Genomic DNA, 25,000 nt, shown 5'->3' on the forward strand with positions numbered 1-25,000 from the left:
GCTGGGGGTGTTTTCGTTTTTCACAGCCCGAAGATGACGATCCCCACGCCGACGATGATCGCCACCGCGAGAGACAGCAACAGGACGCTGACGATCCGCTCCTTTGCCCCCGAGGCCTCGTGGTCGGCCGCCGCGATGGGCGCAAGTCTGCGGCCGGCACCCCATGCCGCTGCAAGCAGAGTTGCCAGCCAGTTCGCATAGGCGGCATACACGATGAGCACGACTGCTGTAACTGCCCAAGCGTTGGGCAAGTGGATGTGCGGCCAGAGCAGGCCGATCAGCACGAGGAACATGCCGTTGAGGACTCCCTCGAGATGGCTCGACAGCGCCATGCGTGGGTTCTTCAGCGCCGAGACGGCGAATCCGGTGAGCAGTCCGACCAGGAACAGGACCAACCCAAGCGTGAACAGCACCGTCTGCATGTCAGGAGATTAGGGGCGTCCGGCCGCGCGCGTCCTGAACTTAGCGCCATGTGTGTGGCTGTAATTCACGAGGACTCAGTCAGGCGGTCGCGAAACACTCCCGGTCGAGCGCCGGTGATGTTTCGCTATTTCGCATGGATCGCATCTGGCAGATGGCGTGGGATCGGTACAAATCGAGGTACCCCTGGGCAGCCTGGGCGCTCACGCTCCCCTTGGCCCTCCCGGTTTACCTCGCCTGGTCGCTGGGCATTGTCGCTTTCGAGAGGTCCGATCGATACGCCGAGGCGGCCGCGGTGACCGTGGTCGCCGTGCTCGCGTATGTGTATCTGCTGGTGATGCCCGACGGAAAAGAAGCCCGCCTCATTGAGCGATGGGCCGCTGGCGACGGCGTCGATCGAGCGGACGCACTGCGCGCCACTTACAGCTACGGCCGCAAAGTGATTGCGAGGGGGATGGCTGTCACCGTTGTTTCGCTCGCGGCGCTGTTCGTCGCGGTCGGGATGGTTGCCGGAGCGAGCGGATCGCGGCTCGTCCAGTACGCGATTCTGGGCGCCGTTGCCGGATCTTCCGGACAGCTGATCACGGTGCACAGCTACACCGAATCAATCCTGCGGCCCGCCCGGGCAGCGATCGCCTCGGACACCGGGATCGGCGATTCCCTGCCTCGCTCTCGCCCGTCGTTCGCCACGTGGACCAATGTGGCCATGCTCGCGGTGGGATTCGCGTTTGCCGTCGCCGGCGCGATTCTGGGCGCCGTGTTGGACGTGGCCAGGCACGGCCCCATCCTCCCGATGCTGATCGGTGGTGTGCTGGTGCTCATGATCGGGCCGTCGCTCTGGGCCGCGTACTCGCCACTGCTGCAACCCATTCGCGATCTCGCCGCGGGAACCGAGCGCGTCGCGGCCGGCGATTTCAGCCGGCGCCTGCCGGTGGTGCAAGATGACGACCTCGGCGCGCTGGCGGCGTCGTTCAACCGCATGCAGGCGGGACTGACTGAGCGGCAACGACTTCAGGCCGCGTTCGGAACCTACGTCGACCCCGCCCTGGCCGCGCGCCTACTCGAGCAGGGCGACGACGTCTTCACCGGCGAGCGCCGTGAGGTGACCGTGATGTTCATCGACATCCGCGACTTCACCTCGTTCGCCGAGGCCAACAGCGCCGAGGACACCGTCGCCCGGCTCAACGCCCTCTTCGAGATCGTGGTTCCGGCCGTCGTCGATGCCGGGGGGCACGTCAACAAGTTCCTCGGTGACGGCGCGCTTGCGGTCTTCGGTGCTCCCAATGATCTCGCGGATCATGCCGACGCCGCCGTGAGCGCGGCGGTCCTTATCCATCGCCTCGTCGCCGAGCGTTTCGACGGTGCGCTGCGAATCGGCATTGGGATCAACACCGGCAAGGTGATCGCCGGGACCATCGGCGGCGGCGGAAAGCTGGAGTTCACCTTGATCGGCGACACCGTCAACGTCGCCGCCCGCGTCGAGCAACTCACCAAGACCACCGGTGACGCCTTGCTTCTTACCCGGCAGACGGTCGACGCCTTGGTTTCTCGACCGTCGGGACTTACCCACCGGGGTGCGCACGCCCTGAAGGGCAAGTCGACGCCCACCGAGGTTTTCGGTCTCGGCTCAGCGCGTTAAGCCGACGCGTCATGGTTGACGCGCCTGCCATCCGGGGTGCAATGTGATACTCGTCATATGACCACTGGTCATACCGGGCGGAGAGGTGAGAACTCATGACCACCAGGGACAAGTACACGGACGTACCCGAGCCCTACTCGTGGACGGTCCCCAGTGCCGGCGATGCGCGCTTCACCTGGGAGTACGACGAGGGTCGAGCCCGGCTCCTCTCTCTGTACCAAAAGGGAAAGGACAAGCAGTGGGACGCCCAGTCGCGCATCGACTGGGCGCAAGACGTCGACCCCGACAACCCGGTCGGGCTGCCCGACGAGTTCCATCCGCTGTTCGGCAGCCCGGTGTGGGAAGCCGCCGACGAATCGCGTCGCGCCGAGATGCGCCGGCACTCCCAGGCCTGGCAGTTCTCGCAGTTCCTGCACGGCGAGCAGGGGGCGCTGGTGTGCGCGGCCAAGATCGTCGAGGTCGTTCCTGACTTGGACGCCAAGTTCTACGCGGCCACCCAGACCATGGACGAGGCCCGGCACGTGGAGACGTTCTCGCGGTTCCTGCAGGAGAAGGTCGGTCTCGTCTACCCGATCAACAAGAACCTGACCCAATTGCTGGACGACACCCTGCGCGACTCACGTTGGGACATGCCGTATCTCGGCATGCAGGTCCTCATCGAAGGGCTCGCACTCGCCGCGTTCGGCGTGCTGCGTGACACGGCGGCGCCGGACTCGCTTGCCAAGCAGGTGCTGGCCTACGTCATGCAGGACGAGGCCCGCCACGTGGCCTTTGGCCGAATCTCGTTGAAGGACTACTACTCTGCGCTAACGGAGGCCGAGCGCGATGAGCGTGAAGAGTTCGTCGTCGACGCCTGCTATCTGATGCGCGACCGGTTCCGCGGCGAGGAGGTTTTCGAAACCCTCGGCCTGGACGTCAAAGCGTGTGCCGAGTGGGTCGACACGTCGCCGCTGATGATCCAGTTCCGCTCGCACCTGTTCAGCCGGATCGTGCCGATCGTCAAGGACATCGGGTTGTGGGGCGACAAGGTGCAGAAGGCCTTCAGGGAGATGGGCGTCCTCGACCTGGCCGGCTTCGACATCGAGGCGCTGATGAAGGCCGACGAGGATCAGGCCGAGGCACTGGACAAGGCACACGCCGAGATGGCCGACCGGGCGCTCGAAGTGGACGAGGTGATCGCGGCGGGCGCGAGCTAACCCAAGGGCCCATAGGGTTGGCATCGAAGCCGACCAGGGAGCGACCGTGGACGTATACGAGGCCGTCACCACCCGACGAGCCGTGCGCGGATTCACCGACGAGCCGGTGTCGAGGGAGGTGCTGGCGCGGGTGCTGTCCGCGGCGGCGTGGTCGCCGTCCGGATCGAACCTGCAGTCGTGGAACTCCTACGTGGTGACCGGCGCGCCGCTGGCCGAGCTCAAGAAACGCGCCGGCGAACGCGTGGCCGCTCGCGACCCCTGGGACGAGCGGGAGTACGAGATGTACCCCGACGACCTGAAGTCCCCCTACCGCGAACGCCGATCCGCCTTCGGCCACGAGCGCTACAGCGCGCTCGGCATCGAGCGCGAGGACTGGGAGGCCCGTCAGAGGGCCGCTTCGGCGAACTGGGAGTGCTTCGGTGCGCCCGCCGCCCTGTTCTGCTACATCGACCGCGACCTCGGCCGGCCCCAATGGGCAGACGTCGGGATGTATCTGCAGACCGTCATGCTCCTGCTGCGCGCCGAAGGGCTGCACAGTTGCCCGCAGATGGCATGGTCGGTGTATCGCAAGACCGTCGCGGAGATCCTGTCGCCCCCGGACCGGCTAATCCTGTTCTGCGGCATGTCGATCGGGTACGAGGATCCGGCGGTCGGCTACGCGCGTACGGGCCGCGCGCCGCTCGACGAGACGGTCACGTTCGTCCACGGCTAGCCTCCGCGTCAGCGCGGAGGAAGGCTGGGCGGGGTCGTCCAGGTGTAGCTCGGCGTGGTGGTCGGGGTGCTGGTGACCGTGACGGTGCTCGTGCTGGTGCTCGTGCTGGCGGACGGCGGCGGCACGGCGGTCGTGACCGTGGTGACGGTGGTGGTCTCCGTGGTCGACGACGTCGTCGTCGCGGCCGCCGCGGTGATCACGCCGCACGCCAGACGCTTACCCGAATCCCCGGTGGCGGCACCGCTGAGGTTGTCGGCGGCCTGGTGGATGACCAGCGCGGTGCCCGAGCTGTTTCTCAGGTCCGCGGCGGTGAAGGAGTTCGTGGTGGTGACGAGTTTCGCCGAGCCGTCGGAGCGCACCTGCAGCGCGGTCAGGTCGCCGCTGGCCGGGTAGCCGCTGTGGCCCGGCGCCTGATAGACGCTGCCGGCGGAGCTGAAGTCCCCGCCCTCGCACTTGCCCACGGCGTGGATTTGCAGCCCGTGGAAGCCCTGAGTCAGAACCTGATTCGGGCCCGCCTCCACCGTCACCGTGGCGTAGCCGCTCGTGAAGTCGATGGTGGCGGTGGCGACCTGAGTACCGTCGGCGCTCTTCAACTGCGTGGTCATCCGCTCGGCGCCCGCCGACGCGCTCGAGGACGGCGACGTGGTGGACGGGTTACCGCCCTGGTTTGCGCAAGCGCCCAATGGCGCGATGGTCGCGGTGAGTGCCACGACCGCAAAGGCCATTTCCCGTTTCATGGGCTGGGCCTACCCCGATGAGCCAATATCAAACCCCGCACAAAGATATGAGAGGTATATGAGCCGGGCCCTGGCCGGTGCTCCGCACCCGCGCCTTGTGCGAGCGTGGGTTGGGTGGTCTCCGAACCGCAGTTGACAGAGGCGCTCCGGCAGGCGTCGAGCTACCTGTGGATAGCCGACGTGGCCGGCAAGAGGAATCTGCCCATGATCCAATCCCTTTACAGCTTCGCCGCCCGGCAGATGGTCGCCTACACCGAAGACGGCGAAGAGTGGCACCTGCGGGCCGCCACCGCCGCCGCACACGACGCCACCCGGATGCACGACCTGCTTACTGGCCGCGTCCCGCGCCCACCGGGCGCGCTCGGCGCGCCGACGAACCTCTGAGCGGTTATCCTCCCAGCGCGCTGAGCAGGGCCTTGCGCCCGCGAACGCGGAGCCGGTGGATGCTCGATTGACGCAACTCGGCGATGCGCTCGATCATCCGGTTTCCCAGCGCCTCGAGCATATCCTCGCTCAAATCGATTGGGGCCGGGCATAAGTCGCGCTCCTCCTCGCTGGCGTGGGCATCCAGCACGGTGACGAACGAGTGCCACTCGTCGGTGTATTCCGGCGCGCTCGGCGGCGTGCGCAGCAGCACCGTGAGCTGGTCCCAGACCTGGCGGTGTTCGGCGTGGGCGATCGCGACGAGCTCGGTTGCCGCCGACACCGCCGGATAGAACAGGTCGTCCTCAATGCGCATGTGGATGTCGAGCTCGACCAGCAACTCGTCGAGGGCGCGTTGCCGTTCGTCGGTGTCCGGCGGTATCGCGGTGATCTTCTCGCAGAGTCCGCGCAGGACCTTGTGGTGCTCGAAAAGCACGTCGTAGGCGTTCATTTCGCCGTCCCCCGGATTTCGACGAGCCCGTCACGGATGCGCGCCGGGTAGCTCGGCAGCGCCGCCGTCGCGGGCCCGCGCAGCACCTCCCCGGATTCGCACGCGAACCTCGAACCGTGCCACGGGCAAACGATGCGATCGCGGTCGATCCAGCCGTCGCCCATCGGGGCGCCCAGGTGCGGGCAGCGCTCGCCGACGGCCAACACCTGGCCGTCGTTGCGGTAGAGCACCACGCCGACGCCGTTGACCTCGACCCGCTGCGGCTGGCCGTCCAGGGCGGCCGCCGGTAGCACCGGCGTCCAGTGGTCCGCGGCCAGGCGGTCGCCGGAGCGATCGACGCCGGTCGCCTCCCCGTACACCAGTGCCCCACCCAGGTAGCCACTGCCAAGGGTGAGGCCGTAACCCAAAGCGCTGCTTGCCATTCCGCGCAGGTGACGGCCCCGGCGCCGGTCCCACCACGACGCCGCGTACAGCCCCGTCGCTACCGCGTTCAGCACGCCGTGCACCAGGCCGATCCGGCGCGATTGTTCGTGGGTGTGCTGCCAGTCCGTCACGCCGGTGGCGGCCGCGCCCAGGCTGCCGACGATTCCGACGCCCAGCGCGAACCGCGACGCGTCGCGGTATGTGCGACCGGGAAGCAGGCCGGCCGCATCCATCGCGACCGTCGTCGTCACCGCCCCCGTCGGCACCGACGTCAGCGCCGGATGCAGCGGATGGCCGAGCCAGGTGCCGTGCAGCGCGTTGCCGACCCGATCCCGATGCCGGCCCATGGCCGCGAACAAGAAGGTCAGCGCGTGCTCGAGGCGGTAGCTCGGCCGGTCCAGCCACCCTTGATCGCCAAGAGTGGTTCGGATGTGATCGAGAAAATTCTGTGACCGTTCAGCCACGGCACTCCTCCTGTGGAGTGGGTGAACCGACGCGGCGCAGCGGGTCTCGACGACGTGCCGATCGGACCACGGCCGGCCTGCGGCGCGCGGCCCACGACTAGGACACGTACTGCGGCCGCGAATTGTTCACCCGACAAATTCGGCGGGCCAAGGAACTGTGCAGAATTCGCCAAGCCCCGCACGGCACGCTCGGGACCAAGAGCGAGGCAGGAGGAAAGAAATGACGACTACGGAACTACCGTCCACGCAGGCCAGGTCGGAGGCGCGCTACTCGGTGATGATGGGCATCGCCGGCCTTCTCCTGCACGCCCACTGCGGCCTCGGCATCGTTCTTTCGCTCGTCGGCGCGGCGATGGGATGCGTCGCGCTGGACCGCGCCAACCGCGACAGCCAGCCTCGGGGATTGGCCATCGCCGGCGCCGTGCTGGGATGCGCGGGGATAGCCTCGTGGCTCGCGGTGATGATCTCCTCCGGCGGCCTGCTGGGCGCCGGGGTGCACTAGGCCGAGCGGCGGATCCCGCGGTTGCGGCCGATGTCGCCCTTCAGCAGCATGTCGCGCTCGGATTCCGACAGGCCGCCCCAAACTCCGTACGGCTCACCAACTTCCAGCGCGTGGGACCGGCACTCCTGGATCACCGGGCACCGCCGGCACATCTCCTTGGCGCGCTGCTCGCGCTGCATGCGGGCGCGACCGCGCTCGCCGTCGGGGTGGAAGAACATCGACGAGTCAACGCCGCGGCACAGGCCTTGCAGTTGCCAGTTCCAGATGTCGGCGTTGGGGCCAGGTAGCTGCTCCGGCTGTGGCATTGGATCGTTCCCTCTCTGCACGGCACGCCCAGAAGTTCAGGTTCGCGAAGCGTCGGACAAGCGATTGTGCAACCGATTTTCGAGTGGGGTCACCGCTGACTACCCGTCGAAGTAGAACTTAGGGCGGGCGGCGAATTTCCGTCAATAGCCACTTAGGTCGCCAAAATATGTAAGCGTTGTAAGAGAATTAACTCGCCGTTCATGTGCCACGCTTTTGTTGACCAAAGACCGTGCTACCAGGCGCTTGACCGGACCGTGATTTCCCAGCTCAGCGCTCAGGACAGTGGGGGGAGCAATTAGTACGCAGCTCATGGCGATTAACAGCTCGGTAACAAGAACAGCACGAAGTGTTTACTACTATCACCGTGATTGAAACTGGTCACACTTCGGTGATTAAGAGCACACTGGCCGCCGCCGCCTTCGGGGAGCAACCCGGAACCTGGCCGCTGCCGGCGGCAGGCACGCCGCAGCAACTGTGGTGGCGGGCCGTCGCGGCGGGCGGGCAGGGCCGCTACGGCAGCGCCTACCACGACCTGGCGGAGCTGCGACGCGCCGGTGGCCGGTTGACGTCGCTGGCGCACAGCACGCATGGCTCGTTCCTGCGCCAGCTCGGCTGGCATGAACTGGCGCGGGGCTGGGACGGCCGCGCGCTCGCGTTGGCCGGGGCGGACGCGGAGGCGCGCGCCGATGCGCTGATCGGGCTGGCGGCCGACGCGTTGGGCGTCGGCCGGTTCGCCGCCGCGGCAACGTTGTTGGGCCGCGTGGACCTGGGGGCGGTCCCGGACCGTCTCCCGGTGCGCCGGGGATGGGTGGCCGCCGAATTGGCGATGGCCTCCGGGGACGGTGCGTCGGCCGTGCGCCACGCCGAGGAGGCCGTGCGGCGGGCGGAGGCGATGGTCGTTTCGTCGGTGCGGCACCGGGTCAAGAGCGATGTGGTGCTGGCCGCCGCGCTGTGCAGCGCCGGCCGCGTCGAGCGCGCCCGCGCGGTCGCCGACGCGGCGCTGGACGCCACCGGCCGGTCCAACCTGATCCCGCTTCGATGGGCGCTGGCTTGCTTGCTGATCGACATCGAAAGTGTCACGTTTTCAACACAAAAGCTGCGTGAAATTCGCGATATCTGCGCAGGCCAGGTGCGGCGCGCCGGGGGCGCGTGGCGTTCCGCTTGAAACGGCCTTCGGGCCGTTATTGTCATTGCGTTAGTTAGCCCGCGATGTGTCCCGTTCGTAACGTTGGAGCAACCGCCGTCGATGACAATTCAAGGGGAACGTCTCGACGCTGTGGTTGCGGAGGCCGTGGCGGGGGACCGGAACGCCCTACGGGAGGTGCTGGAGACCATCCGCCCGATCGTCGTCCGATATTGCCGCGCGCGAGTCGGCACGGTCGCACGGGGTGGTCTGACAGCCGACGACGTGGCTCAGGAGGTGTGCTTGGCCACCATCACGGCGCTGCCGCGCTATCGCGAGCGGGGACGCCCGTTCCTGGCCTTCCTGTATGGCATCGCGGCCCACAAGGTCGCCGACGCGCACCGGGCCGCCGGTCGTGACCTCGCCTACCCCACCGAGACCATCCCCGAGCGCTGGTCGACCGACGCGGGCCCGGAGCAGCGGGCCCTCGAGGCCGACTCGGTCAGCCGAATGAACGAGCTGCTCGAGATCCTGCCGTCCAAGCAGCGCGAGATCCTGATCCTGCGGGTGGTCGTCGGCCTGTCCGCCGAGGAGACCGCCGCCGCCGTCGGCAGCACGACGGGAGCGGTCCGCGTGGCCCAGCACCGGGCGCTGTCCCGGCTCAAGTCCGAAATCGTCGCGGCGGGTGACTATGCCTGAATCCCTGGATGAATTCGCCAGCACCGACTTGCTTCTCGACGCGTTGGCCGAGCGCCGGCCGGTCGATCTGGGCGATCCCCACGACGACGCGTTGGCCGTCCTGCTGGCCGACTGGCGAGACGACCTGCGCTGGCCGCCGGCCAGCGCGCTGGTTTCGCCGGAAGAGGCCGTCGGGGCGCTGCACGCCGGGCTGGCCGAGCGGCGGCGCGCCCGCCGCGGCCTCGCCGCGATCGGATCGGTGGCCGCGACGCTGCTGGTGCTGAGCGGGTTCGGGGCCATGGTGGTCGAGGCCCGCCCCGGCGACACGCTGTACGGCCTGCACGCGATGTTCTTCGACCAGCCGCGGGTCAAGGACAGCCAGATCGAGCTGTCTGCCAAGGCCGAACTGGCCAAGGTTCAGCAAATGATCGACCAGGGCCAGTGGACCCAAGCGCAGAATCAGCTGGCCGAGGTCAGCAGCACGGTGCAATCCATGAACGACGGGGCCAGCCGCAACGACCTGTTGGACGAGGTGAACCTGCTCAACACCCGGGTCGAATCGCGCAACCCGAACGCGACGCTGCCGCCGGCCGCGCCGAAGCCCAAGGCGCCGGCCGCGTCGTCTACCTCGCCGGCCGCGCCGAGTACGACCCCACCGAGCCCATCAGCAAGTTCGACGACGAGCCCCACAACGAGCCCGTCGTCCGGGCGGCATCGGCATCACGGGCACTCGTCCACGCCGCCCTCAGCGGCGCCGGACGACACGCCCTAGCTCAGCGGCGGTGAAACCCGTCCGCGTCTGACGTCGCTTCGTTCAGCGAGGCGTCGGCGTATCCCCGGCAGTAATCCCACGTGACATAGGAGTCGGGTTCGGGGTCGTAGGCGGGCTCGTGCGGGCGGACGGTGCCGTCGATGAGCAGCTGCAACAGGTTGGCCCGCAACATGTCCCAGTCGTGGTAGTGGTCCTGCTGACATTCGTCGCAGCACACCACGAGTCCGCGAATTCCCTTGTGCGCCAGCAGGGCCTCGTACACGGCCAGATCGGCCAGGTCCGCCTCGACCGCCATCCGCTCTTGCTGATCCAGGGGTTGCCCCGGCTCGACGGCTTCGAGCGCAGCCGACGGATCGCAGGGGTCGTCGGCGAACGGGTCGGGTGGCAAACCCGGTGGGAGGTGGTCACGCACGCCTCTAGACTACGCAGGCGGGCCGTCATCGCGCCAGCAGGTAGACGCGCGCAGCGTGGCGCCCGGGCAAGCGGGTCCGGTGTCCGTGCGAGCCGATAGGATGGGCTTCTCACTCCGCGCGCGTATGGAGGGCCCCACCGATGTCCCGTGGCATGTCCCATTTAGAAGACAGCTCCGACCTGGTTGCCAGCCCGTACCTGCGCGACCCCCACCTCCCCGGGCTGGCCGACGACCCGCTGCCGACCGGGGGCGACAACCCGTACAAGATCGCGATGCTCGGATTGACGTTCGACGACGTGTTGCTGCTGCCCGCGGCCTCCGACGTGGTCCCGGCCACCGCCGACACCTCCAGCCAGCTCACCAGGAAGATCAGGCTGAAGGTGCCGCTGGTCAGCTCGGCGATGGACACCGTCACCGAGTCGCGGATGGCGATCGCGATGGCCCGCGCGGGCGGCATGGGGGTGCTGCACCGCAACCTGCCGGTCGCCGAGCAGGCCGGCCAGGTCGAGATGGTGAAGCGCTCCGAGGCGGGCATGGTCACCGATCCGGTCACCTGCCGCCCCGACAACACGCTGGCTCAGGTCGACGCGCTGTGCGCCCGGTTCCGGATCTCCGGGCTGCCCGTCGTCGACGACGACGGCGCGCTGGTCGGCATCATCACCAACCGCGACATGCGCTTCGAGGTGGACCAGACCAAGAAGGTCGCCGAGGTGATGACCAAGGCCCCGCTGATCACCGCCCAGGAGGGCGTCAGCGCCGATGCGGCGCTGGGGTTGTTGCGCCGCAACAAGATCGAGAAGCTGCCGGTCGTCGACGGGCACGGCCGGCTGACCGGGCTGATCACCGTCAAGGACTTCGTCAAGACCGAACAGCACCCGCTGGCCACCAAGGACAGCGACGGGCGGCTGCTGGTCGGCGCCGCCGTCGGCGTCGGCGGTGACGCCTGGGTCCGCGCCATGATGCTGGTCGACGCCGGCGTCGACGTGCTGATCGTGGACACCGCGCACGCGCACAACCGGCTGGTGCTCGACATGGTCGGCAAACTCAAGGCCGAGGTCGGCGAGCGCGTCGAGATCATCGGCGGCAACGTTGCCACCCGAGCCGCGGCCGCCGCGCTCGTCGACGCCGGGGCCGACGCGGTCAAGGTCGGGGTGGGCCCCGGTTCGATCTGCACGACGCGGGTGGTGGCCGGCGTCGGCGCGCCGCAGATCACCGCGATCCTGGAAGCCGTCGCGGCCTGCCGCCCGGCCGGTGTGCCGGTCATCGCCGACGGGGGACTGCAGTACTCCGGCGATATCGCCAAGGCGCTGGCCGCCGGCGCGTCGACGGCCATGCTCGGCTCGCTCCTGGCCGGCACGGCCGAGGCGCCCGGCGAGCTGATCTTCGTCAACGGCAAGCAGTTCAAGAGCTACCGGGGCATGGGGTCGCTGGGTGCCATGGCGGGCCGGGGCTCCGGCGGATCGGGCGGCGGCAAGTCCTACTCCAAGGACCGCTACTTCGCCGACGACGCGCTCTCCGAGGACAAGCTGGTGCCCGAGGGCATCGAGGGCCGGGTACCGTTCCGCGGACCGCTGTCGTCGGTGATCCACCAGCTCACCGGCGGCCTGCGCGCCGCGATGGGCTACACCGGCTCGCCCACCATCGAGGTGCTGCAGCAGGCGCAGTTCGTCCGGATCACGGCGGCCGGGCTGCGCGAGAGCCACCCGCACGATGTCGCCATGACGGTCGAAGCGCCCAACTATTTCGCCCGGTGAACAGCGAACTGGCAATGGTCGAGATCGGCATGGGCCGCGTCGCCCGTCGCACGTATGAACTGAGCGAGATCAGCATCGTGCCGTCGCGGCGCACCCGCTCGTCGAAGGACGTGTCGACGGCGTGGCAGTTGGACGCCTACCGCTTCGAGATCCCGGTGATCGCCCATCCCACCGACGCTTTGGTGTCGCCGGAGTTCGCGATCGAGCTGGGCCGGCTCGGCGGGCTGGGCGTGCTCAACGGCGAGGGGCTGATCGGCCGGCACGCCGACGTCGAGGCCAAGATCGCGCAACTGCTCGAGGCCGCCGAAAAGGAGCCCGAACCATCGGCGGCGATCCGGCTGCTGCAGGAACTGCACGCGGCGCCGCTGGACCCCGACCTGCTGGGGTCGGCCGTGGCGCGCATCCGCGAGGCGGGGGTGATCACCGCGGTGCGGGTCAGCCCGCAGAACGCCCAGGCGCTGACACCGGTGCTGCTGCAGGCTGGGATCGACCTGCTGGTCATCCAGGGCACGATCGTCTCGGCCGAAAGAGTGGCCAGCGATGGCGAGCCGCTGAACCTGAAGACCTTCATCTCCGAGCTTGACGTGCCAGTGGTCGCCGGCGGTGTGCTCGACCACCGCACCGCGCTGCACCTGATGCGCACCGGCGCCGCCGGCGTCATCGTCGGCTATGGCTCCACCCGGGGCGTGACCACCAGCGACGAGGTGCTGGGCATCAGCGTGCCGATGGCCACCGCGATCGCCGACGCCGCCGCCGCGCGCCGCGAATACCTCGACGAGACCGGCGGCCGGTACGTGCATGTGCTGGCCGACGGCGACATCCACACCTCGGGCGAGCTGGCCAAGGCCATCGCCTGCGGCGCCGACGCGGTGGTGCTGGGCACGCCGCTGGCCGAGGCGGCCGAGGCGCTCGGGGGCGGTTGGTTCTGGCCCGCCGCCGCGGCGCACCCGTCGCTGCCGCGCGGGGCGTTGCTGCAGATCGCCGTCGGCGAGCGGCCGCCGCTGGAGCGGGTGCTGGGCGGGCCGTCGGACGACCCGTTCGGCAGCCTGAACCTGGTCGGCGGCCTGCGCCGGTCGATGGCCAAGGCCGGTTACTGCGACCTCAAGGAGTTTCAGAAGGTCGGCCTGACCGTCGGCGGCTGACGGCCGCGAAAGCCCCCTGGTTTGCTACCGGCCGGTATGGCCATACTGGTGCAATGAAGCCGGATTACGACGTCCTGATCATCGGGTCGGGGTTTGGGGGCAGCGTCAGCGCGCTGCGGCTGACGGAAAAGGGCTACCGGGTGGGCGTGCTGGAGGCAGGCCGCCGGTTCTCGGACCAGGAGTTCGCCGAGACCTCCTGGGACCTGCGCAAGTTCTTGTGGGCGCCCAGGCTGGGTTGCTACGGCATCCAGCGGATCCACCCGCTGCGCAACGTGATGATCCTGGCCGGCGCCGGGGTGGGCGGCGGTTCGCTCAACTACGCCAACACCCTGTACGTGCCGCCGGAGCCCTTCTTCAAAGACCGGCAGTGGGCGCACATCACCGACTGGCGCGACGAGTTGATGCCGCATTACGAGCAGGCGCAACGGATGCTGGGCGTGGTGGAGAACCCGACGTTCACCGACGCCGACCGCCTGATGAAGGAGGTCGCCGACGAGATGGGCTGCGGCGACACCTTCGTGCCCACCCCAGTGGGGGTGTTCTTCGGCCCGAACGGCACCAAGGCGCCCGGCAAGACCGTGCCGGACCCGTACTTCGGCGGCGCCGGGCCGGACCGAACCGGCTGCCTGGAATGCGGCTGCTGCATGACCGGCTGCCGCTACGGCGCCAAGAACACCCTGGTGAAGAACTACCTCGGCCTCGCGGAAGCCAATGGCGCGCAAGTCATCCCGATGACCACGGTGAAGGGCTTCGAGCAGCGTCCCGACGGCCTGTGGGAGGTCCGAACGGTACGCACCGGAAGTTGGCTGCGCCGCGACCGGCGCACCTACACCGCCTCGCACCTGATCCTGGCCGCGGGCACCTGGGGGACGCAGCACCTGCTGTTCAAAATGCGCGACCGGGGGAAGCTGCCTCGCCTGTCGGAGCGCCTGGGCGTGCTGACCCGCACCAACTCCGAGTCGATCGTCGGCGCCGCGACGCTGGAGGTGAAGCCCGATCTGGACCTCACGCACGGGGTGGCGATCACGTCGTCGATCCATCCGACGTCGGACACCCACGTCGAGCCGGTCCGCTACGGCAAGGGCTCCAACGCGATGGGGCTGCTGCAGACGCTGATGACCGACGGGCACGGACCGGGCGGCACCGATACCCCGCGCTGGAAGCAGCTGCTGGACCAGGGCCGCGAGGACCCGCGCGGGATCCTGCGGATGATCAACGTCCGGCAGTGGAGCGAACGCACGGTGATCGCGCTGGTGATGCAGCACCTGGACAACTCGATCACCACGTTCACCAAGCGCGGCAAGCTCGGAATCCGTTGGTATTCCAGCAAACAGGGGCACGGCGAGCCCAACCCGTCGTGGATTCCGGTCGGCAACGAGGTCACCCGCCGCATCGCCGCCAAGATCGACGGCGTCGCCGGCGGCACCTGGGGCGAGCTGTTCAACATCCCGCTGACGGCGCACTTCCTCGGCGGCGCGGTGATCGGCGACGGTCCCGAAAGCGGCGTCATCGACCCGTATCACCGGGTCTACGGCTACCCGACGCTGTTCGTGGTGGACGGCGCGGCGATCTCGGCGAACCTGGGCGTCAACCCGTCGCTGTCCATCACCGCGCAGGCCGAGCGGGCCGCGTCGCTGTGGCCGAACAAGGGCGAGAACGACCAGCGCCCGCTGCAGGGCGACACCTACCGCAGGCTGTCCCCGATTCCGCCGGCCCACCCGGTGGTGCCAGCGCATGCGCCGGGCGCGTTGCGCTGGCTACCGAGCAACCCCGTGAGCACCGCAGGCTGACCCCTCAAATCAGCTTGCGATCGCCTCGGGGCTGGTCGGGTCGGCGACCCGCGGCGCTCGGCTACGCCGAGCTTGCGATCGCCTCGGGGGTGTTGGCGTCGAGCAGGGCCCCGCTGACGACGCGGCTGCGTTCCCCGTGCACGTTGACGGGCACATCGCCCATCAGCGTGACCCGGTGCATCAGCCGATGTTGGTTGTCGTAGTCGTCGATGGCGCGGTGTTGCGTGGCCCGGTTGTCCCAGATGGCGACGTCGCCGTAGCTCCACGTCCAGCGAATGGTGTTCTCCGGCGCGGTGATTCGCCGTTGCAGCAGCTCGTGCAGCACCGTCGACTCGTAGCTGTCCAGCCCGACGAACCCGCGGACGAAGTCGCCCAGCACCAGCGTGCGCTCACCGGTCTCGGGGTGCACGCGCACCACCGGGTGCTCGGTCCGGAAATCGGGTTTGTCGAACGCCTGCCGGAACGCGCGCTGCGCCTCGGTCATCGTCTCGATCGATTCCGGGGTCACGTAGTCGTAGCGGTTGGTGTGCAGCGCCCACAAGTTGTCGACCAGTGATTTGAGCGGCTCGGGCAGCTCGTCGTAGGCTGCCGCGGTCGAGGCCCACAGCGTCGACCCGCCATAGCTGGGCAGCGTGACCGCGCGCAGGATCGAGGCGGCGGGGTAGTTCGCGGCGAACGTGACGTCGGTGTGCCAGCGCGTCGCCTTCCCGTACTCGGAGTTGATGGGCGTGATGGTCGGCGCGTCCTTGCCCGCGAGGAAGGCGGCCGCGGGGTGGCCGATCGGGGTGCCCAGCAGCCGCGCGAACTCGAGCTGTTGCTCATCGTCGAGGTGGTCCTGCCCGCGGAAGAAGATCACCTTGTGGGCCAGCAGCGCCCCCCTGATTTCGTCGACGGTCGCCTGGTCGAGGTCGCCGCCCAGTTTCACTCCGTCGACTCGGGCGCCGATCCGGCTGCCCAGCTTGGTGACGGTCACTGGCTGTGTCATTTCAATCGTCCTTTTTGCCGTAACTCGGTAGTAGTCACTTGACTAACGTGTAGTGTAGTCATGTGACTAACAATTCCGCAAGGGTTGAGCGCCGCGAGAGTCCCACCGGTAGGGAAGAGGTGGTGGCGGCCATCCTGGAGGCGGCCACCGACCTGTTCGCGGAGCGCGGTCCGGCGGCCACGTCCATCCGCGACATCGCCGCGCGATCGAAGGTCAACCACGGCCTGGTGTTCCGTTACTTCGGCGCCAAGGACCAGTTGGTGGGCGCCGTGCTCGATCACCTAGGCGCGACGACGACCGCGGTGCTGGAGGCCGACCCCTCCTCCCCTGAGGCCGAGCGGGCGCTGGACCGCCACATGCGGGTGATGGCCCGCACGTTGCTCGACGGCTATCCCGCAGGCAAGTTGCAGTCGCGGTTTCCGGGCGCCGCCCTGTTGTTCGACCGGTTCCGCCCGACCCACCAGGACGACCGCAGCGCCCGCCTGGCCGTCGCCAATGGCTTTGCGCTGCAAATGGGTTGGCGGCTGTTCGCGCCCTTCCTGCGCTCGGCCACCGGTCTGGACGAGCTGACCGACGAAGAAATCCGCGAGGCGGTGCAGGCCGAGGTGGCCCGCATCGTCGAGCCTCACTGACTCCGGGCCAGCGCGCGCCGGTGCAGCGGCTCGCGGCCCGGCGGCTGCTGCGGCGCCGGAAGGAGCGGCTTGCGGATGTGCACCGCCACGGTCGTCGGCGCATCGGTGTGCAGGGTGAGCTGCTCGCCGGCGTGTCGGATGTCCAGGTCGTGGTCGGGCCCGTCGTGCACGGTGTAGGTCACATCGGAGTGGTTGACGTCGACGGTCAGCCGGAAGTCACGCCAGCGCAGCCGGAACCGCAGCCGCGAAATGCCGTCGGGCAGCAGGGGATCCAGCGACAGGACGCCCTCGTCGTCGCGCAGGCCGCCGAACCCGACGACCAGGGTCATCCAGGCCCCGGCCAGCGAGGCCATGTGCAACCCGTCGCGGGTGTTGTGGTGCAGATCGCGCAGGTCGATCAGCGCGGCCTCGTAGGCGTAGTCGTGGGCCAGCTCCAGATGGCCGACCTCGGCGCACATCACGGCCTGCGAGCAGGCCGACAGCGACGAGTCGCGCACCATGCGCCGCTCGTAGTAGTCGACGTTGCGCGCCTTCTGTTCGGGCGTGAACGCGTGGCTCTGCCACTGCATCGCCAGCACGAGGTCGGCCTGCTTGATCACCTGCGCGGGATAGAGCCGCACGTACGCCTCGTGCATCAGCAGGGGATAGGTGGTGTTCTTCTCGAAGTCCCATTCGGCGAAGGTGGTGAAGCCCTCGCACTGCTGATGGACGCCGAGCTCCGAGTCATACGGAATGTTGACGGCGCCGGCGGCGTCGCGCCAGGCGGCCGCCTCCTCGGTGGTGACCTCCAGTGCCTCCGCCTCCTCGGGGTGGCGGTTGCACGCGTCGGCGGCCGTGATCAGGTTGTGCGCCGCCATCAAGTTGGTGAAGACGTTGTCGCGCACGACCGCCGTGTACTCGTCGGGGCCGGTCACGCCGTCGAGGTGCCACACGCCGTGCCGGTCGTGGTGCCCGAGCGACATCCACAGCCGGGCCGTCTCGACCAGCACCCGCAGCCCGCACTCCCGCTCCAGCTCCTCATCGCCGGTGACGATGCGGTACCGCTCGAAGGCCATGGCGATGTCGGCGTTGATGTGCCAGGCCGCCGTCCCGGCCGGCCAGTAGGCCGAGCACTCCTGCCCGCGGATGGTTCGCCAGGGAAAGCTGGCGCCGTCGAGGCCGAGCTCTGCCGCGCGCTCCTTGGCGAGGTCGAGGGTCGACGCGCGCCACCGCAGCGCGTCGGCGACCGTGTGCGGCGCGGTGTAGCTCAGCACGGGCAGCACGTAACCCTCTGTGTCCCAAAAGGCGTGGCCGTCGTAGCCGGTTCCGGTGAGCCCCTTGGCGGCGATGGCGCGGCGCTCGGCGCGCGCGCTCGCCTGCAGCAGGTGAAACATCCCGAACCGGACGGCCTGTTGGGATTCGGGGTCGCCCTCCACCTCGACGTCGGCGTTCTGCCAGAAGTCGTCGAGGTAGGACCGCTGCGCGTCCAGCAGTCCCTGCCAGCCGCTGTAGCGGGCGCTGTGGATCGCGGCGGCGGCCTGGTCGCGCAGCGCCGGGCGGGAGCGCATGCTCGACCAGCCATACGCCAGGTACTTGACGATGCGCAGCTTCTGGCCCGGGCGCAGCCCGCAGATCACCGTGGTGCGCGCCAAGTCGGGACGGGCGTCGGTGCTGAACTCGACGCGGCCGGGAACCTCGATCTCGTGGTCCATCGCGGCGGCCATCATCAGCGCACTGGCCCGGGTCCGGTGCATGAGAAGCGCTCCGGTTTCGGTGTTTTCGTGGTCGACGGCCTCGAGCGGGTTCTCCAGGATCGCCGACACCCGCGGGTCGTCGGAGGTCTCGGGCTGGTCCTCGTTGGTGACCAGCTCGGACTGCACGGTGACCCGCACGAATTCCTCGACCGCTTCGACGACGTACTCGATGGCCGCGACCCCGCGCTGGGCCAGCGAGACCAGCCGGGTGGACACGACCCGGACCTGCTTGCCGTTGGGCGAGCGCCAGTCCGCGCGGCGGGTCAGCGTCCCGGCGCGCAGGTCGAGCACCCGCTCGTGGGAGAGCAGCTCGCCGTAGCGCACGTCGAACGGCTCGTCCTCGACCAACAGCCGGATGATCTTGCCGTTCGTGACGTCGACGAGCGTCTGGCCCGCCTCCGGGTAGCCGAAGCCGGCCTCGGCGTACGGCAGGGGCCGGATCTCGTAGAAGGAGTTGAGGTAGGTGCCCGGCAGGCCGTGCGGCTCGCCCTCGTCGAGGTTGCCGCGCAGCCCGATGTGCCCGTTGGACAGGGCGAACAGCGATTCGGACTGCGCCAGCAGGTTCAGGTCGAGCCGGGTCTCGCGGATCTGCCACGGTTCGACGGGGTAGCACTCTTCAGTGATCATGACTGGAGAAGGTCCGCGAGATCGGTGACCACCACGTCGGCGCCGTTGCGGCGCAGGTCCTCGGCCTGGCCCACCCGGTCGACACCCACCACGTAGCCGAAGTTACCGGCCCGGCCGGCCTGCACGCCGGACAGCGCGTCCTCGAAGACGGCCGCGGCGTCCGCGGGGACATCGAGCAGCTCCGCCCCGCGCAGGTAGGAGTCGGGGGCCGGCTTGCCGGCGATGTGCTCGTCGCGCAGCGTGACGCCGTCCACCCGCTTCTGGACGAACCGGTCGAGGCCGGTGATCTCGAGGACGTCGCGGGTGTTGGCGCTCGAGGACACCACGGCGATGCCGAGGCCGGCGGCTGAGACCGCCTCCAGGTAGCGGCGCGATCCCTCGAACACTTCCACGCCGTCGTCGCGCAGGACCTTCTGGAACATGTCGTTCTTGCGGTTGCCCAGGCCGTATATCGTCTCGGCGTCGCCCGGGTCGTCCGGATCGCCGTCCGGCAGCTCGATTCCCCTACTCTCCAGGAACGACCGGACACCGTCCTCGCGCTTCTTGCCGTCCACGTACTTGCGGTAGTCGGCGGCCGCGTCGAAGGGGACGAATTCTTCCCCCGTTCGCTTGGCCCGCTCGGCCAGGTAGCCGTCGAACATGGCCTTCCAGGCCTTGGTGTGAACGCTCGCGGTATCCGTGAGCACCCCGTCGAGGTCGAACAGGCAGGCGCGCACCTTCTCCGGCAGACCCAGCACGGGTGACCTCACTCTCGGGTATCGAGTCGGGCGACTATTTGGTGCGATACCCACTCCACCATGCCGAGATGCCTGCCGCCAGGGATCGCGACGTTTGCCCCGCCGGTTTACGCGTCGTTCAGCAGGCCGCGCTCGATGAGGTCGAACACCTGGGTCCGTGCGAAACGGACGGCCGCGGGGCTTTGGGGTAGCGGTCCGTCGAGCAACAGGCAGGCCAGCCCGTGCACCGCCGACCAGGCGGCGATTTCGGCCCCCGGCCGGCGGCGCGCGTCCAGCAGGCCGGCGGCCTGGGCCTCGTCGAGCACCTGGCCGAGGACCCCGAATGGGTCGGCGGTGGTGTCGGTTGCCCCGGGGGACGTCGCGGGGTGCGAGGTGAACGCGGCGCGAAACAGTCCGGGCTCGGAGATCGCGAAGTCGATATAGGCGGTGCCGACCGCACGCAGCCTCTTGCGGGGGTCGTTGGTGCGATTGACGCGCCGGCGCATCTGCGTGGCGAGCTCGTCGCGCGCGTAGCTCGACACCTCGGCCAGCAGCGCCTCGCGGTCGGCGAAGTGGCGGTACGCGGCCGAGTGGGACACCCCGGCGGCCCGCGCCGCCTCGCGCAGGATCACCCGATCGGGGCCGCCCTCGCGGGCGAGGGTGATGCTCGCCTCGACCAGGGCCGAGTGCAACGCGCCGTGGTGATAGCCCTTTTTGGCAGGGGGCCCGACGGAACTCATGCCATCACGATCTCACGCCGGCCCAGATGTTGACAACGGTCACATGGAGGTCGCATACTGCGGATGTAACCATCGGTCACATTCCGGTTCGGGAAAGGAACTCCAATGAACAACACACGTGTGCTGGTCACCGGCGCGACGGGAAGGATAGGCGGCGCCGTGGCGGCCCAATTGCTGGAAAGGGGCGTGCCGACGCGGGCCTTGGTGCGTCGCGACGACGCCCGCAGTGCCCGGTTACGGGCGTTGGGCGCCGAGGTCGTCGTGGCGGATATGCTTGACATTCAACAGGTTCGGGCCGCAGTCGAGGGCGTGGACCGGTTGTTCTTCAACCCTCCCTACCACCCGCACGCGCTCGACAGCGCGGTCAGCTTCGCCGTGGCCGCGCACGACGCCGGCGTCGAGGCGGTGGTCGCGCTGGGCCAGTGGCTGGCCAGCCCCGAGCATCCGTCGCTGATGACGCGCCAGCACTGGCTGTCCGACAAGCTGTTTCGGCTGTTGCCGGACACCGCCCACGTCGCGGTCGATCCCGGGTTCTTCGCGGACAACTATTTCATGGCGCTGCCGGTTACCGTCCAACTCGGGGTGCTGCCGGCGCCGAGCACGGGGGGACGACTCAACGCGCCCCCGTCCAATGAAGACATCGCCCGGGTAGCGGTCGGCGCGTTGCTCGACCCGCATCGCCACGACGGTCGGTCCTACCGCCCGACCGGGCCAAAGCTGTTGTCCGGCAAAGAGGTCGCGGAGATGGTGGGTGACGCCATGGGGCGGCGGGTCCGCCTCCTGGAAATGCCCCCGTGGATGTTCATGCGAGCGGTGCACGTGAACGCCAAGCGGCTCGGAGTCGACACGTACTTCGAGTCCGGGTTGCGCCACTACCTGCCCGAGACCGCGCTGGGAGTCTGGGAGGTGGGCGGCCCGACCACCCACGTGCGCGACGTCGCCGGGGTCGAACCCGAAGACTTTCCCACCATCGCGCGCCGCTACATCGAGGCGGCGGACAGCCGGCGCACCCCGGGAAAAGTGTTGCGCGAGATCGGGAATCTGATGCTGACCGGCCTGGTGCCCCCGCACCGGCTCGACCGTTTCGACAAGCGCCAGCAACATCCCCAGCCCGCCCGGCCCCGGTATTCGGCCGAGTCGGCCGTGTGGCAACGCGAGCACGCCCCGTCGATTGACCCGGCCCGCTACCGGTACGGCCTAGGCAAGTTGGCGGTCGATGTCCAGTAGGTGATGGCGCACCTCGTGCATCGTGTTGACGGCCACCCAGCGGAGCGTCCGCTGGGTGCGCCGCGGCCAGTTGTAGACGATGCGGAGCTCCCAGTCGGCGTCGTCGAGCCGGCGCAGGGTGTTCGCCAGCAGCCGCGCCGCGATCGTCAGCTCCTCGGCGACTTCGGCCGGGTCGCTTTCGGCGTACCCGTCGTGGGCGACGCGTTCGTCGCGGCCCATCGGCACGGCGGCGGGCACGTCGGCGCGCCGGGCCAGCAGCACCCGCTCGCGCTGCGTGATCAGTACGTCGCGGAGGTGGCAGGCATATTCGAGCGGTGACCACAGCTTTGGGGCGGTGCGCCGCGCGAGGGTGGCCGGCTCGGCGGTGCTGAGCAGCCGGGCCAATTCGGCAACGCCAGCCCGGATCTCGTCACCGGCCCGCGTTGCGGTGGTCAGGTCGTATGCGAATCCGCACTCCTGGCACCGTTCCACCAGCACAGCTTATGGGCGGGCGCTGCGCCGCCGGACCGGTAGCCAACACGCGGCCAACGGGACGGTGGTGAGCAATCCGAGCGCGACCACGCCGGCCAGATGCCGGTGCTCGTCGCGCATCGCGATGGCCATGACCAGCATGGCGCCGAAATGCGCTGCGTTCGCGGTGAGATTGAAATCGAGGAAGAGTCGGTTCGCCAGCGGGTCGCGCGCCGATGCGAACAGGAACAGCGCCCAGACGATGTAGACGGTGGCGAACATGACCGCGATCGCGTCGCCCCCGGAGCCCCATTCGAAGAGCGCGTTGGCCCGATGCGTGATCGCGAACACCAGGTCGGGCACGAAGAAGAGCAGGTACCCGACCGCGGTCAGCCGGATGACCACCCGGAGCCAGGCCCGCCTCATGACCCCGGTTGGCTGTGCCGAATGATGCGGACCATCTCCGTGGGGCGTTCAAGGGCCGAGAAGTGGCCCGCGCTGCTTACCGTGACGGCCCGGACACCCAGTAGGCGGGCGACCTGGTCCCGGTCCGCGGGGCGCGACCAGTCGTGCTCGCTGTAGACCAGCGTGACCGGGGCCTTCACCTCGGGGTAGCGGTCTTTCGCTTTGATGAGCCCGGGGAGGACGCGCATGATGGCCCGATTCACCCGGGGGTAGCCGGGACGGCGGCCGCTGCGGCGCAGCTCGACGAGGAAGTCCTTCGGCAGCGCGCCGGAGTCGGCAAAGCCGCCGGCCAGCACGCCGCGCAGGATGAGGCGATTCTCGAGCGCGGCGAAGACGGGTCCGGAACCGGGCAGGCGGACGCCCGTCCCGATCACGCGGGCGAACCAATTGCCGCGTTCGAGGCCGCCGGGGTAGTCGTAGGGGTTGAAGACGATCACGTTGCTCACCCGGTCGGTCAGCTCGATCGAGGCCAGCAGCGCGAGCGCAGCACCCATCGATTCGCCCGCCAGCGTGACGTCGCGCAGGTCCAGGGCCGTGACGAATTCAACGACGGCGCGGCGCAATTCGGCCTCCCCGTATCGCGCGCCGGGTACGACGTCGGACCAGCCCATGCCGGGCAGGTCCAGCGCGTACACGGTGAAGTCGTCCCACAGCGCCGGCACCACTCGCTGGAAGTAGTCCAGCTGCGTGCGGACGGTGTGCAGCAGGACGAGCGGTGGGCCGGTTCCCGCCGTGAAGTAGCGCAACCGGGAGCCGTCCGGCCGCCGGAGGAACCTGACCTCGCCGCGGCCGCCGCTCCACGCCAGCGTGTAGCGTTGGTCCGGAATTGCGTTGGGCGCCAAGGTGTTCATCGTTCGCACAGTCCCTGAACGGCGCGCAGGCGCCCGTCGGCCAGGGCCTGCGTCAGGTTTTCGGCCTTTCGGCGGAAGTCGGTGACGAAGGCGTGCAGGCCCAGCGGGCCGTCCGGCTGGGCCAGGATGGCCTGCATGAGCGCGGCCGCCTGGTCGGTGAGGTCGTTCCACGCCGTGACGGTGAGGCCGGCGGACTCCACCGCGGCGCGCAGGTCGTCGGGGGTCGCCAGGTGGCTGCGCGCGGGTTCGTCGGCCCAGGGCAGGGGATAGGCGAGCTCGCCGCCGCCGCCAATCGTGATGTCCCACAGGGCGAGTCGCCCGCCGTCCTTGAGCACCCGATGCGCCTCGGAGTACAGGCGCGCCTTGTCGGCCACGTTCATTTGGACGTGCTGGCTGATGGCGACGTCGAACGTGCCGTCGGCGAAGGGGAGTTCGGTGACGTCGGCCTGACGAACCGAGATCAGGTCGCCGAGTCCGACCAGCCCGTTGAGCCAGCGGTTGGTTTCGCAGTATTCGTCGGTGAGGTCCACCGCGGCGACTCGAGCGCCGAAGCGGTCGGCGACGTAGCGCGCGGTGCCGCCGACGCCGCTGCCGGCGTCGAGGACGTCGCTGTCATTGGTGATCCCCGCCAGGTCGACCAGTTGGGCGGTGGCGATGCGGCCCATGGTGTGGAAGTCCTCCAGCATCGCCAGGTCGGCGGGCGCCAAGTGGTCGAGGTCCATTCCGGCGGAGCGCAGCGCGCGTTCGATGTTGTTGCGGGACAAGCCTGTCGAGTACTGGGCCTGGATTGTGGCGTTCATTTCCGCACCTCTGCCCATGCGGTGATGATGGAAGGCATGGTGATCAGGGCGTCGGCCGCCAGCGCCTCCTCGCGGAAACGTGGCACGAACTCGCCGATGTCGCCGAGATCATCCAGCCCGAAGCCGCCTTGTTCGGCGATGGGCGAGACGAGCCGCCAGACTTCCGCGCCGTAGGCGAGGATGTCGCCGTCGGCGGCGGTGCCGATCGGCGCGCCGATGGCCAACTGTGGCGCCCCCAGGCCGGCGTCGGCGAAGACCGTGTGCAGCGTGGTGCCGAACCTTGGGCTGAGGCCCATGGCCTCGAAGGCGCGGACGATGCCCGCGATCACCTGACTGAACAGCGGCAGCTCGGGGACGCTGCGCGCCCGGGTGATGTCGATTTCGGCGAACGCGACCACGCCGCCGGGGCGCACCAGGGAGGTCAGGTGCCGCAGCGTGGCGGCCGGGTCGGGCAGGTGCATCAGGATCAGCCGGCCGACCACCGCGTCGACCGGTTCGTCCAGGGCGATCGCGTCGATAGAGGCCTGCGTGAAACGCACGGTGGCCAAGCCCTTTTCGGCGGCGCGGGCGGTGGCCAGCTCGACCATCGCCGGGGCGGCGTCCACCCCGAGCACGCTTCCCGTCGGCCCGACCAGCCGGGCGGCGACGAACGACACGTCACCGGGCCCGCTGCCGATATCGAGGACCCGCATGCCCGGCCGCAGCCCGGCGAGCCGCAGCGCGTGCTCGGTGTAGCCGTCGTAGAGCCGTCCCTGCAGGAGCAGCCGCTGCACCTCCTCGTCGGCGTGCCCGAGGACATAGCTGCTTTCGGTTGTACTCATTGGTTTCGT

At 69.0% G+C, this 25,000-nt stretch carries 28 protein-coding genes; 13 read left to right on the plus strand and 15 right to left on the minus strand.

Annotation, left to right across the window (positions count from 1 at the left end):
- Nucleotides 1–20 precede the first annotated feature (20 nt).
- Nucleotides 21–422, minus strand: a complete 402-nt coding sequence (locus AC5Y4S_RS01120; protein ID WP_500029260.1) for a styrene oxide isomerase — start codon at nt 420–422, stop codon at nt 21–23.
- A gap of 134 nt (nt 423–556) precedes the next feature.
- On the opposite strand from AC5Y4S_RS01120, the gene AC5Y4S_RS01125 reads away from it, so the two are divergent.
- The 3 genes from AC5Y4S_RS01125 (at nt 557) to AC5Y4S_RS01135 (ending at nt 3,967) form a co-directional block, all read left to right on the plus strand.
- Nucleotides 557–2,059 (plus strand): adenylate/guanylate cyclase domain-containing protein, encoded by a 1,503-nt coding sequence (locus tag AC5Y4S_RS01125; protein WP_500029261.1) that lies wholly within the window; start codon nt 557–559, stop codon nt 2,057–2,059.
- Nucleotides 2,060–2,154: 95 nt separating this feature from the next.
- Nucleotides 2,155–3,255: a ferritin-like domain-containing protein gene (locus tag AC5Y4S_RS01130; RefSeq protein WP_500029262.1), complete on the plus strand. Its 1,101-nt coding sequence runs from the start codon at nt 2,155–2,157 to the stop codon at nt 3,253–3,255.
- A 46-nt stretch (nt 3,256–3,301) separates the two neighbouring features.
- Entirely contained in the window at nt 3,302–3,967 is a 666-nt protein-coding gene (locus AC5Y4S_RS01135) for a nitroreductase (RefSeq protein WP_500029263.1), read from the plus strand.
- Between the two features lie 8 nt (nt 3,968–3,975).
- Here the strand turns inward: AC5Y4S_RS01135 and AC5Y4S_RS01140 are convergent, their stop codons facing one another.
- Nucleotides 3,976–4,704 carry a superoxide dismutase family protein gene (locus AC5Y4S_RS01140; RefSeq protein ID WP_500029264.1) on the minus strand — a complete coding sequence of 243 codons (729 nt, stop codon included), beginning with the start codon at nt 4,702–4,704 and terminating at the stop codon, nt 3,976–3,978.
- Between the two features lie 114 nt (nt 4,705–4,818).
- Between AC5Y4S_RS01140 and AC5Y4S_RS01145 the strand changes: the two genes are divergently transcribed.
- Nucleotides 4,819–5,088, plus strand: coding sequence for a hypothetical protein (locus AC5Y4S_RS01145; RefSeq protein WP_500029265.1), 270 nt, complete (start codon nt 4,819–4,821; stop codon nt 5,086–5,088).
- A gap of 4 nt (nt 5,089–5,092) precedes the next feature.
- Here AC5Y4S_RS01145 and AC5Y4S_RS01150 read toward each other — a convergent pair whose 3' ends face one another.
- Both AC5Y4S_RS01150 and AC5Y4S_RS01155 read right to left on the minus strand, forming a co-directional pair.
- Nucleotides 5,093–5,578, minus strand: a complete 486-nt coding sequence (locus tag AC5Y4S_RS01150; protein ID WP_500029266.1) for a hemerythrin domain-containing protein — start codon at nt 5,576–5,578, stop codon at nt 5,093–5,095.
- Nucleotides 5,575–6,360, minus strand: coding sequence for a Rieske (2Fe-2S) protein (locus tag AC5Y4S_RS01155; RefSeq protein WP_500032021.1), 786 nt, complete (start codon nt 6,358–6,360; stop codon nt 5,575–5,577). The genes AC5Y4S_RS01150 and AC5Y4S_RS01155 overlap by 4 nt, the downstream gene beginning before the upstream one ends.
- A 325-nt stretch (nt 6,361–6,685) precedes the next feature.
- Between AC5Y4S_RS01155 and AC5Y4S_RS01160 the strand changes: the two genes are divergently transcribed.
- The gene (locus AC5Y4S_RS01160) at nt 6,686–6,967 is read left to right on the plus strand and encodes a hypothetical protein (protein ID WP_500029267.1); all 282 of its coding nucleotides are present in this window, start codon (nt 6,686–6,688) and stop codon (nt 6,965–6,967) included.
- Here the strand turns inward: AC5Y4S_RS01160 and AC5Y4S_RS01165 are convergent.
- Nucleotides 6,964–7,272 carry a WhiB family transcriptional regulator gene (locus AC5Y4S_RS01165; protein WP_067009583.1) on the minus strand — a complete coding sequence of 103 codons (309 nt, stop codon included), beginning with the start codon at nt 7,270–7,272 and terminating at the stop codon, nt 6,964–6,966. The genes AC5Y4S_RS01160 and AC5Y4S_RS01165 overlap by 4 nt on opposite strands.
- Nucleotides 7,273–7,637: 365 nt before the next feature.
- Here AC5Y4S_RS01165 and AC5Y4S_RS01170 point away from each other — a divergent pair, with 365 nt between their 5' ends.
- From AC5Y4S_RS01170 to AC5Y4S_RS01180, 3 genes are all read left to right on the plus strand, one after another.
- Nucleotides 7,638–8,438, plus strand: coding sequence for a hypothetical protein (locus AC5Y4S_RS01170; RefSeq protein ID WP_500029268.1), 801 nt, complete (start codon nt 7,638–7,640; stop codon nt 8,436–8,438).
- Nucleotides 8,439–8,519: 81 nt separating this feature from the next.
- Nucleotides 8,520–9,095 (plus strand): sigma-70 family RNA polymerase sigma factor, encoded by a 576-nt coding sequence (locus AC5Y4S_RS01175; protein ID WP_500029269.1) that lies wholly within the window; start codon nt 8,520–8,522, stop codon nt 9,093–9,095.
- Entirely contained in the window at nt 9,088–9,846 is a 759-nt protein-coding gene (locus AC5Y4S_RS01180) for an anti-sigma-D factor RsdA (protein WP_500029270.1), read from the plus strand. The genes AC5Y4S_RS01175 and AC5Y4S_RS01180 overlap by 8 nt, the downstream gene beginning before the upstream one ends.
- 1 nt (nt 9,847) lies before the next feature.
- On the opposite strand, the gene AC5Y4S_RS01185 is transcribed toward AC5Y4S_RS01180, so the two are convergent.
- Entirely contained in the window at nt 9,848–10,258 is a 411-nt protein-coding gene (locus AC5Y4S_RS01185) for a DUF5319 domain-containing protein (protein ID WP_066933952.1), read from the minus strand.
- A gap of 140 nt (nt 10,259–10,398) precedes the next feature.
- Here AC5Y4S_RS01185 and guaB point away from each other — a divergent pair, with 140 nt between their 5' ends.
- Genes guaB through AC5Y4S_RS01200 form a run of 3 tightly spaced genes read left to right on the plus strand, consistent with a single transcriptional unit; the run spans nt 10,399 to nt 14,944 of the window.
- On the plus strand, nt 10,399–12,012 hold the full coding sequence (gene guaB / locus AC5Y4S_RS01190; protein WP_085184918.1) for an IMP dehydrogenase: 1,614 nt from the start codon (nt 10,399–10,401) through the stop codon (nt 12,010–12,012).
- A 14-nt stretch (nt 12,013–12,026) separates the two neighbouring features.
- Nucleotides 12,027–13,154: a GuaB3 family IMP dehydrogenase-related protein gene (locus AC5Y4S_RS01195; protein ID WP_068180981.1), complete on the plus strand. Its 1,128-nt coding sequence runs from the start codon at nt 12,027–12,029 to the stop codon at nt 13,152–13,154.
- A gap of 53 nt (nt 13,155–13,207) precedes the next feature.
- Nucleotides 13,208–14,944, plus strand: coding sequence for a GMC oxidoreductase (locus AC5Y4S_RS01200; RefSeq protein WP_500029271.1), 1,737 nt, complete (start codon nt 13,208–13,210; stop codon nt 14,942–14,944).
- Between the two features lie 61 nt (nt 14,945–15,005).
- Here the strand turns inward: AC5Y4S_RS01200 and AC5Y4S_RS01205 are convergent, their stop codons facing one another.
- A complete protein-coding gene (locus AC5Y4S_RS01205; protein WP_500029272.1) occupies nt 15,006–15,929 on the minus strand; it encodes a TauD/TfdA dioxygenase family protein in 924 nt (307 codons plus the stop codon).
- 62 nt (nt 15,930–15,991) lie between these two features.
- Between AC5Y4S_RS01205 and AC5Y4S_RS01210 the strand changes: the two genes are divergently transcribed.
- A complete protein-coding gene (locus tag AC5Y4S_RS01210) occupies nt 15,992–16,561 on the plus strand; it encodes a TetR/AcrR family transcriptional regulator (RefSeq protein WP_500029273.1) in 570 nt (189 codons plus the stop codon).
- Here the strand turns inward: AC5Y4S_RS01210 and AC5Y4S_RS01215 are convergent.
- From AC5Y4S_RS01215 to AC5Y4S_RS01225, 3 genes are read right to left on the minus strand one after another with little or no spacing between them, the layout of a single operon-like run.
- On the minus strand, nt 16,555–18,921 hold the full coding sequence (locus AC5Y4S_RS01215; protein ID WP_500029274.1) for a glycoside hydrolase family 65 protein: 2,367 nt from the start codon (nt 18,919–18,921) through the stop codon (nt 16,555–16,557). The genes AC5Y4S_RS01210 and AC5Y4S_RS01215 overlap by 7 nt on opposite strands.
- The gene (locus AC5Y4S_RS01220; RefSeq protein WP_500032027.1) at nt 18,918–19,706 is read right to left on the minus strand and encodes a beta-phosphoglucomutase family hydrolase; all 789 of its coding nucleotides are present in this window, start codon (nt 19,704–19,706) and stop codon (nt 18,918–18,920) included. The genes AC5Y4S_RS01215 and AC5Y4S_RS01220 overlap by 4 nt, the downstream gene beginning before the upstream one ends.
- Nucleotides 19,707–19,765: 59 nt before the next feature.
- On the minus strand, nt 19,766–20,377 hold the full coding sequence (locus AC5Y4S_RS01225; RefSeq protein WP_500029275.1) for a TetR/AcrR family transcriptional regulator: 612 nt from the start codon (nt 20,375–20,377) through the stop codon (nt 19,766–19,768).
- Nucleotides 20,378–20,482: 105 nt separating this feature from the next.
- Here AC5Y4S_RS01225 and AC5Y4S_RS01230 point away from each other — a divergent pair, with 105 nt between their 5' ends.
- Nucleotides 20,483–21,604, plus strand: coding sequence for an NmrA family NAD(P)-binding protein (locus AC5Y4S_RS01230; protein WP_500029276.1), 1,122 nt, complete (start codon nt 20,483–20,485; stop codon nt 21,602–21,604).
- On the opposite strand, the gene AC5Y4S_RS01235 is transcribed toward AC5Y4S_RS01230, so the two are convergent.
- The 5 genes from AC5Y4S_RS01235 to AC5Y4S_RS01255 are packed head-to-tail and all read right to left on the minus strand — an operon-like array spanning nt 21,575 to nt 24,991.
- On the minus strand, nt 21,575–22,078 hold the full coding sequence (locus AC5Y4S_RS01235; protein WP_500032031.1) for a DinB family protein: 504 nt from the start codon (nt 22,076–22,078) through the stop codon (nt 21,575–21,577). The two genes, AC5Y4S_RS01230 and AC5Y4S_RS01235, sit on opposite strands and share 30 nt — an antisense overlap.
- A gap of 6 nt (nt 22,079–22,084) precedes the next feature.
- Complete coding sequence (locus AC5Y4S_RS01240; protein ID WP_500029277.1) at nt 22,085–22,480, minus strand: hypothetical protein; 396 nt, start codon at nt 22,478–22,480, stop codon at nt 22,085–22,087.
- Nucleotides 22,477–23,370 (minus strand): alpha/beta fold hydrolase, encoded by an 894-nt coding sequence (locus AC5Y4S_RS01245; RefSeq protein ID WP_500029278.1) that lies wholly within the window; start codon nt 23,368–23,370, stop codon nt 22,477–22,479. The genes AC5Y4S_RS01240 and AC5Y4S_RS01245 overlap by 4 nt, the downstream gene beginning before the upstream one ends.
- Entirely contained in the window at nt 23,367–24,170 is an 804-nt protein-coding gene (locus tag AC5Y4S_RS01250) for a class I SAM-dependent methyltransferase (RefSeq protein ID WP_500029279.1), read from the minus strand. The genes AC5Y4S_RS01245 and AC5Y4S_RS01250 overlap by 4 nt, the downstream gene beginning before the upstream one ends.
- A complete protein-coding gene (locus tag AC5Y4S_RS01255; protein ID WP_500029280.1) occupies nt 24,167–24,991 on the minus strand; it encodes a class I SAM-dependent methyltransferase in 825 nt (274 codons plus the stop codon). The genes AC5Y4S_RS01250 and AC5Y4S_RS01255 overlap by 4 nt, the downstream gene beginning before the upstream one ends.
- Nucleotides 24,992–25,000 lie beyond the last annotated feature (9 nt).

The organism is Mycobacterium sp. NGS64, from assembly GCF_059812245.1.

Excerpts from the sequence above, each read along its gene's own strand:
- AC5Y4S_RS01120 (WP_500029260.1), bottom strand. The coding sequence starts at position 422 with ATGCAGACGGTGCTGTTCACGCTTGGGTTGGTCCTGTTCCTGGTCGGA.
- AC5Y4S_RS01125 (WP_500029261.1), top strand. The coding sequence starts at position 557 with ATGGATCGCATCTGGCAGATGGCGTGGGATCGGTACAAATCGAGGTAC.
- AC5Y4S_RS01130 (WP_500029262.1), top strand. The coding sequence starts at position 2,155 with ATGACCACCAGGGACAAGTACACGGACGTACCCGAGCCCTACTCGTGG.
- AC5Y4S_RS01140 (WP_500029264.1), bottom strand. The coding sequence starts at position 4,704 with ATGAAACGGGAAATGGCCTTTGCGGTCGTGGCACTCACCGCGACCATC.
- AC5Y4S_RS01150 (WP_500029266.1), bottom strand. The coding sequence starts at position 5,578 with ATGAACGCCTACGACGTGCTTTTCGAGCACCACAAGGTCCTGCGCGGA.
- AC5Y4S_RS01160 (WP_500029267.1), top strand. The coding sequence starts at position 6,686 with ATGACGACTACGGAACTACCGTCCACGCAGGCCAGGTCGGAGGCGCGC.
- AC5Y4S_RS01165 (WP_067009583.1), bottom strand. The coding sequence starts at position 7,272 with ATGCCACAGCCGGAGCAGCTACCTGGCCCCAACGCCGACATCTGGAAC.
- AC5Y4S_RS01175 (WP_500029269.1), top strand. The coding sequence starts at position 8,520 with ATGACAATTCAAGGGGAACGTCTCGACGCTGTGGTTGCGGAGGCCGTG.
- AC5Y4S_RS01180 (WP_500029270.1), top strand. The coding sequence starts at position 9,088 with ATGCCTGAATCCCTGGATGAATTCGCCAGCACCGACTTGCTTCTCGAC.
- guaB (WP_085184918.1), top strand. The coding sequence starts at position 10,399 with ATGTCCCGTGGCATGTCCCATTTAGAAGACAGCTCCGACCTGGTTGCC.
- AC5Y4S_RS01195 (WP_068180981.1), top strand. The coding sequence starts at position 12,027 with ATGGTCGAGATCGGCATGGGCCGCGTCGCCCGTCGCACGTATGAACTG.
- AC5Y4S_RS01200 (WP_500029271.1), top strand. The coding sequence starts at position 13,208 with ATGAAGCCGGATTACGACGTCCTGATCATCGGGTCGGGGTTTGGGGGC.
- AC5Y4S_RS01205 (WP_500029272.1), bottom strand. The coding sequence starts at position 15,929 with ATGACACAGCCAGTGACCGTCACCAAGCTGGGCAGCCGGATCGGCGCC.
- AC5Y4S_RS01215 (WP_500029274.1), bottom strand. The coding sequence starts at position 18,921 with ATGATCACTGAAGAGTGCTACCCCGTCGAACCGTGGCAGATCCGCGAG.
- AC5Y4S_RS01225 (WP_500029275.1), bottom strand. The coding sequence starts at position 20,377 with ATGAGTTCCGTCGGGCCCCCTGCCAAAAAGGGCTATCACCACGGCGCG.
- AC5Y4S_RS01230 (WP_500029276.1), top strand. The coding sequence starts at position 20,483 with ATGAACAACACACGTGTGCTGGTCACCGGCGCGACGGGAAGGATAGGC.
- AC5Y4S_RS01240 (WP_500029277.1), bottom strand. The coding sequence starts at position 22,480 with ATGAGGCGGGCCTGGCTCCGGGTGGTCATCCGGCTGACCGCGGTCGGG.
- AC5Y4S_RS01245 (WP_500029278.1), bottom strand. The coding sequence starts at position 23,370 with ATGAACACCTTGGCGCCCAACGCAATTCCGGACCAACGCTACACGCTG.
- AC5Y4S_RS01250 (WP_500029279.1), bottom strand. The coding sequence starts at position 24,170 with ATGAACGCCACAATCCAGGCCCAGTACTCGACAGGCTTGTCCCGCAAC.
- AC5Y4S_RS01255 (WP_500029280.1), bottom strand. The coding sequence starts at position 24,991 with ATGAGTACAACCGAAAGCAGCTATGTCCTCGGGCACGCCGACGAGGAG.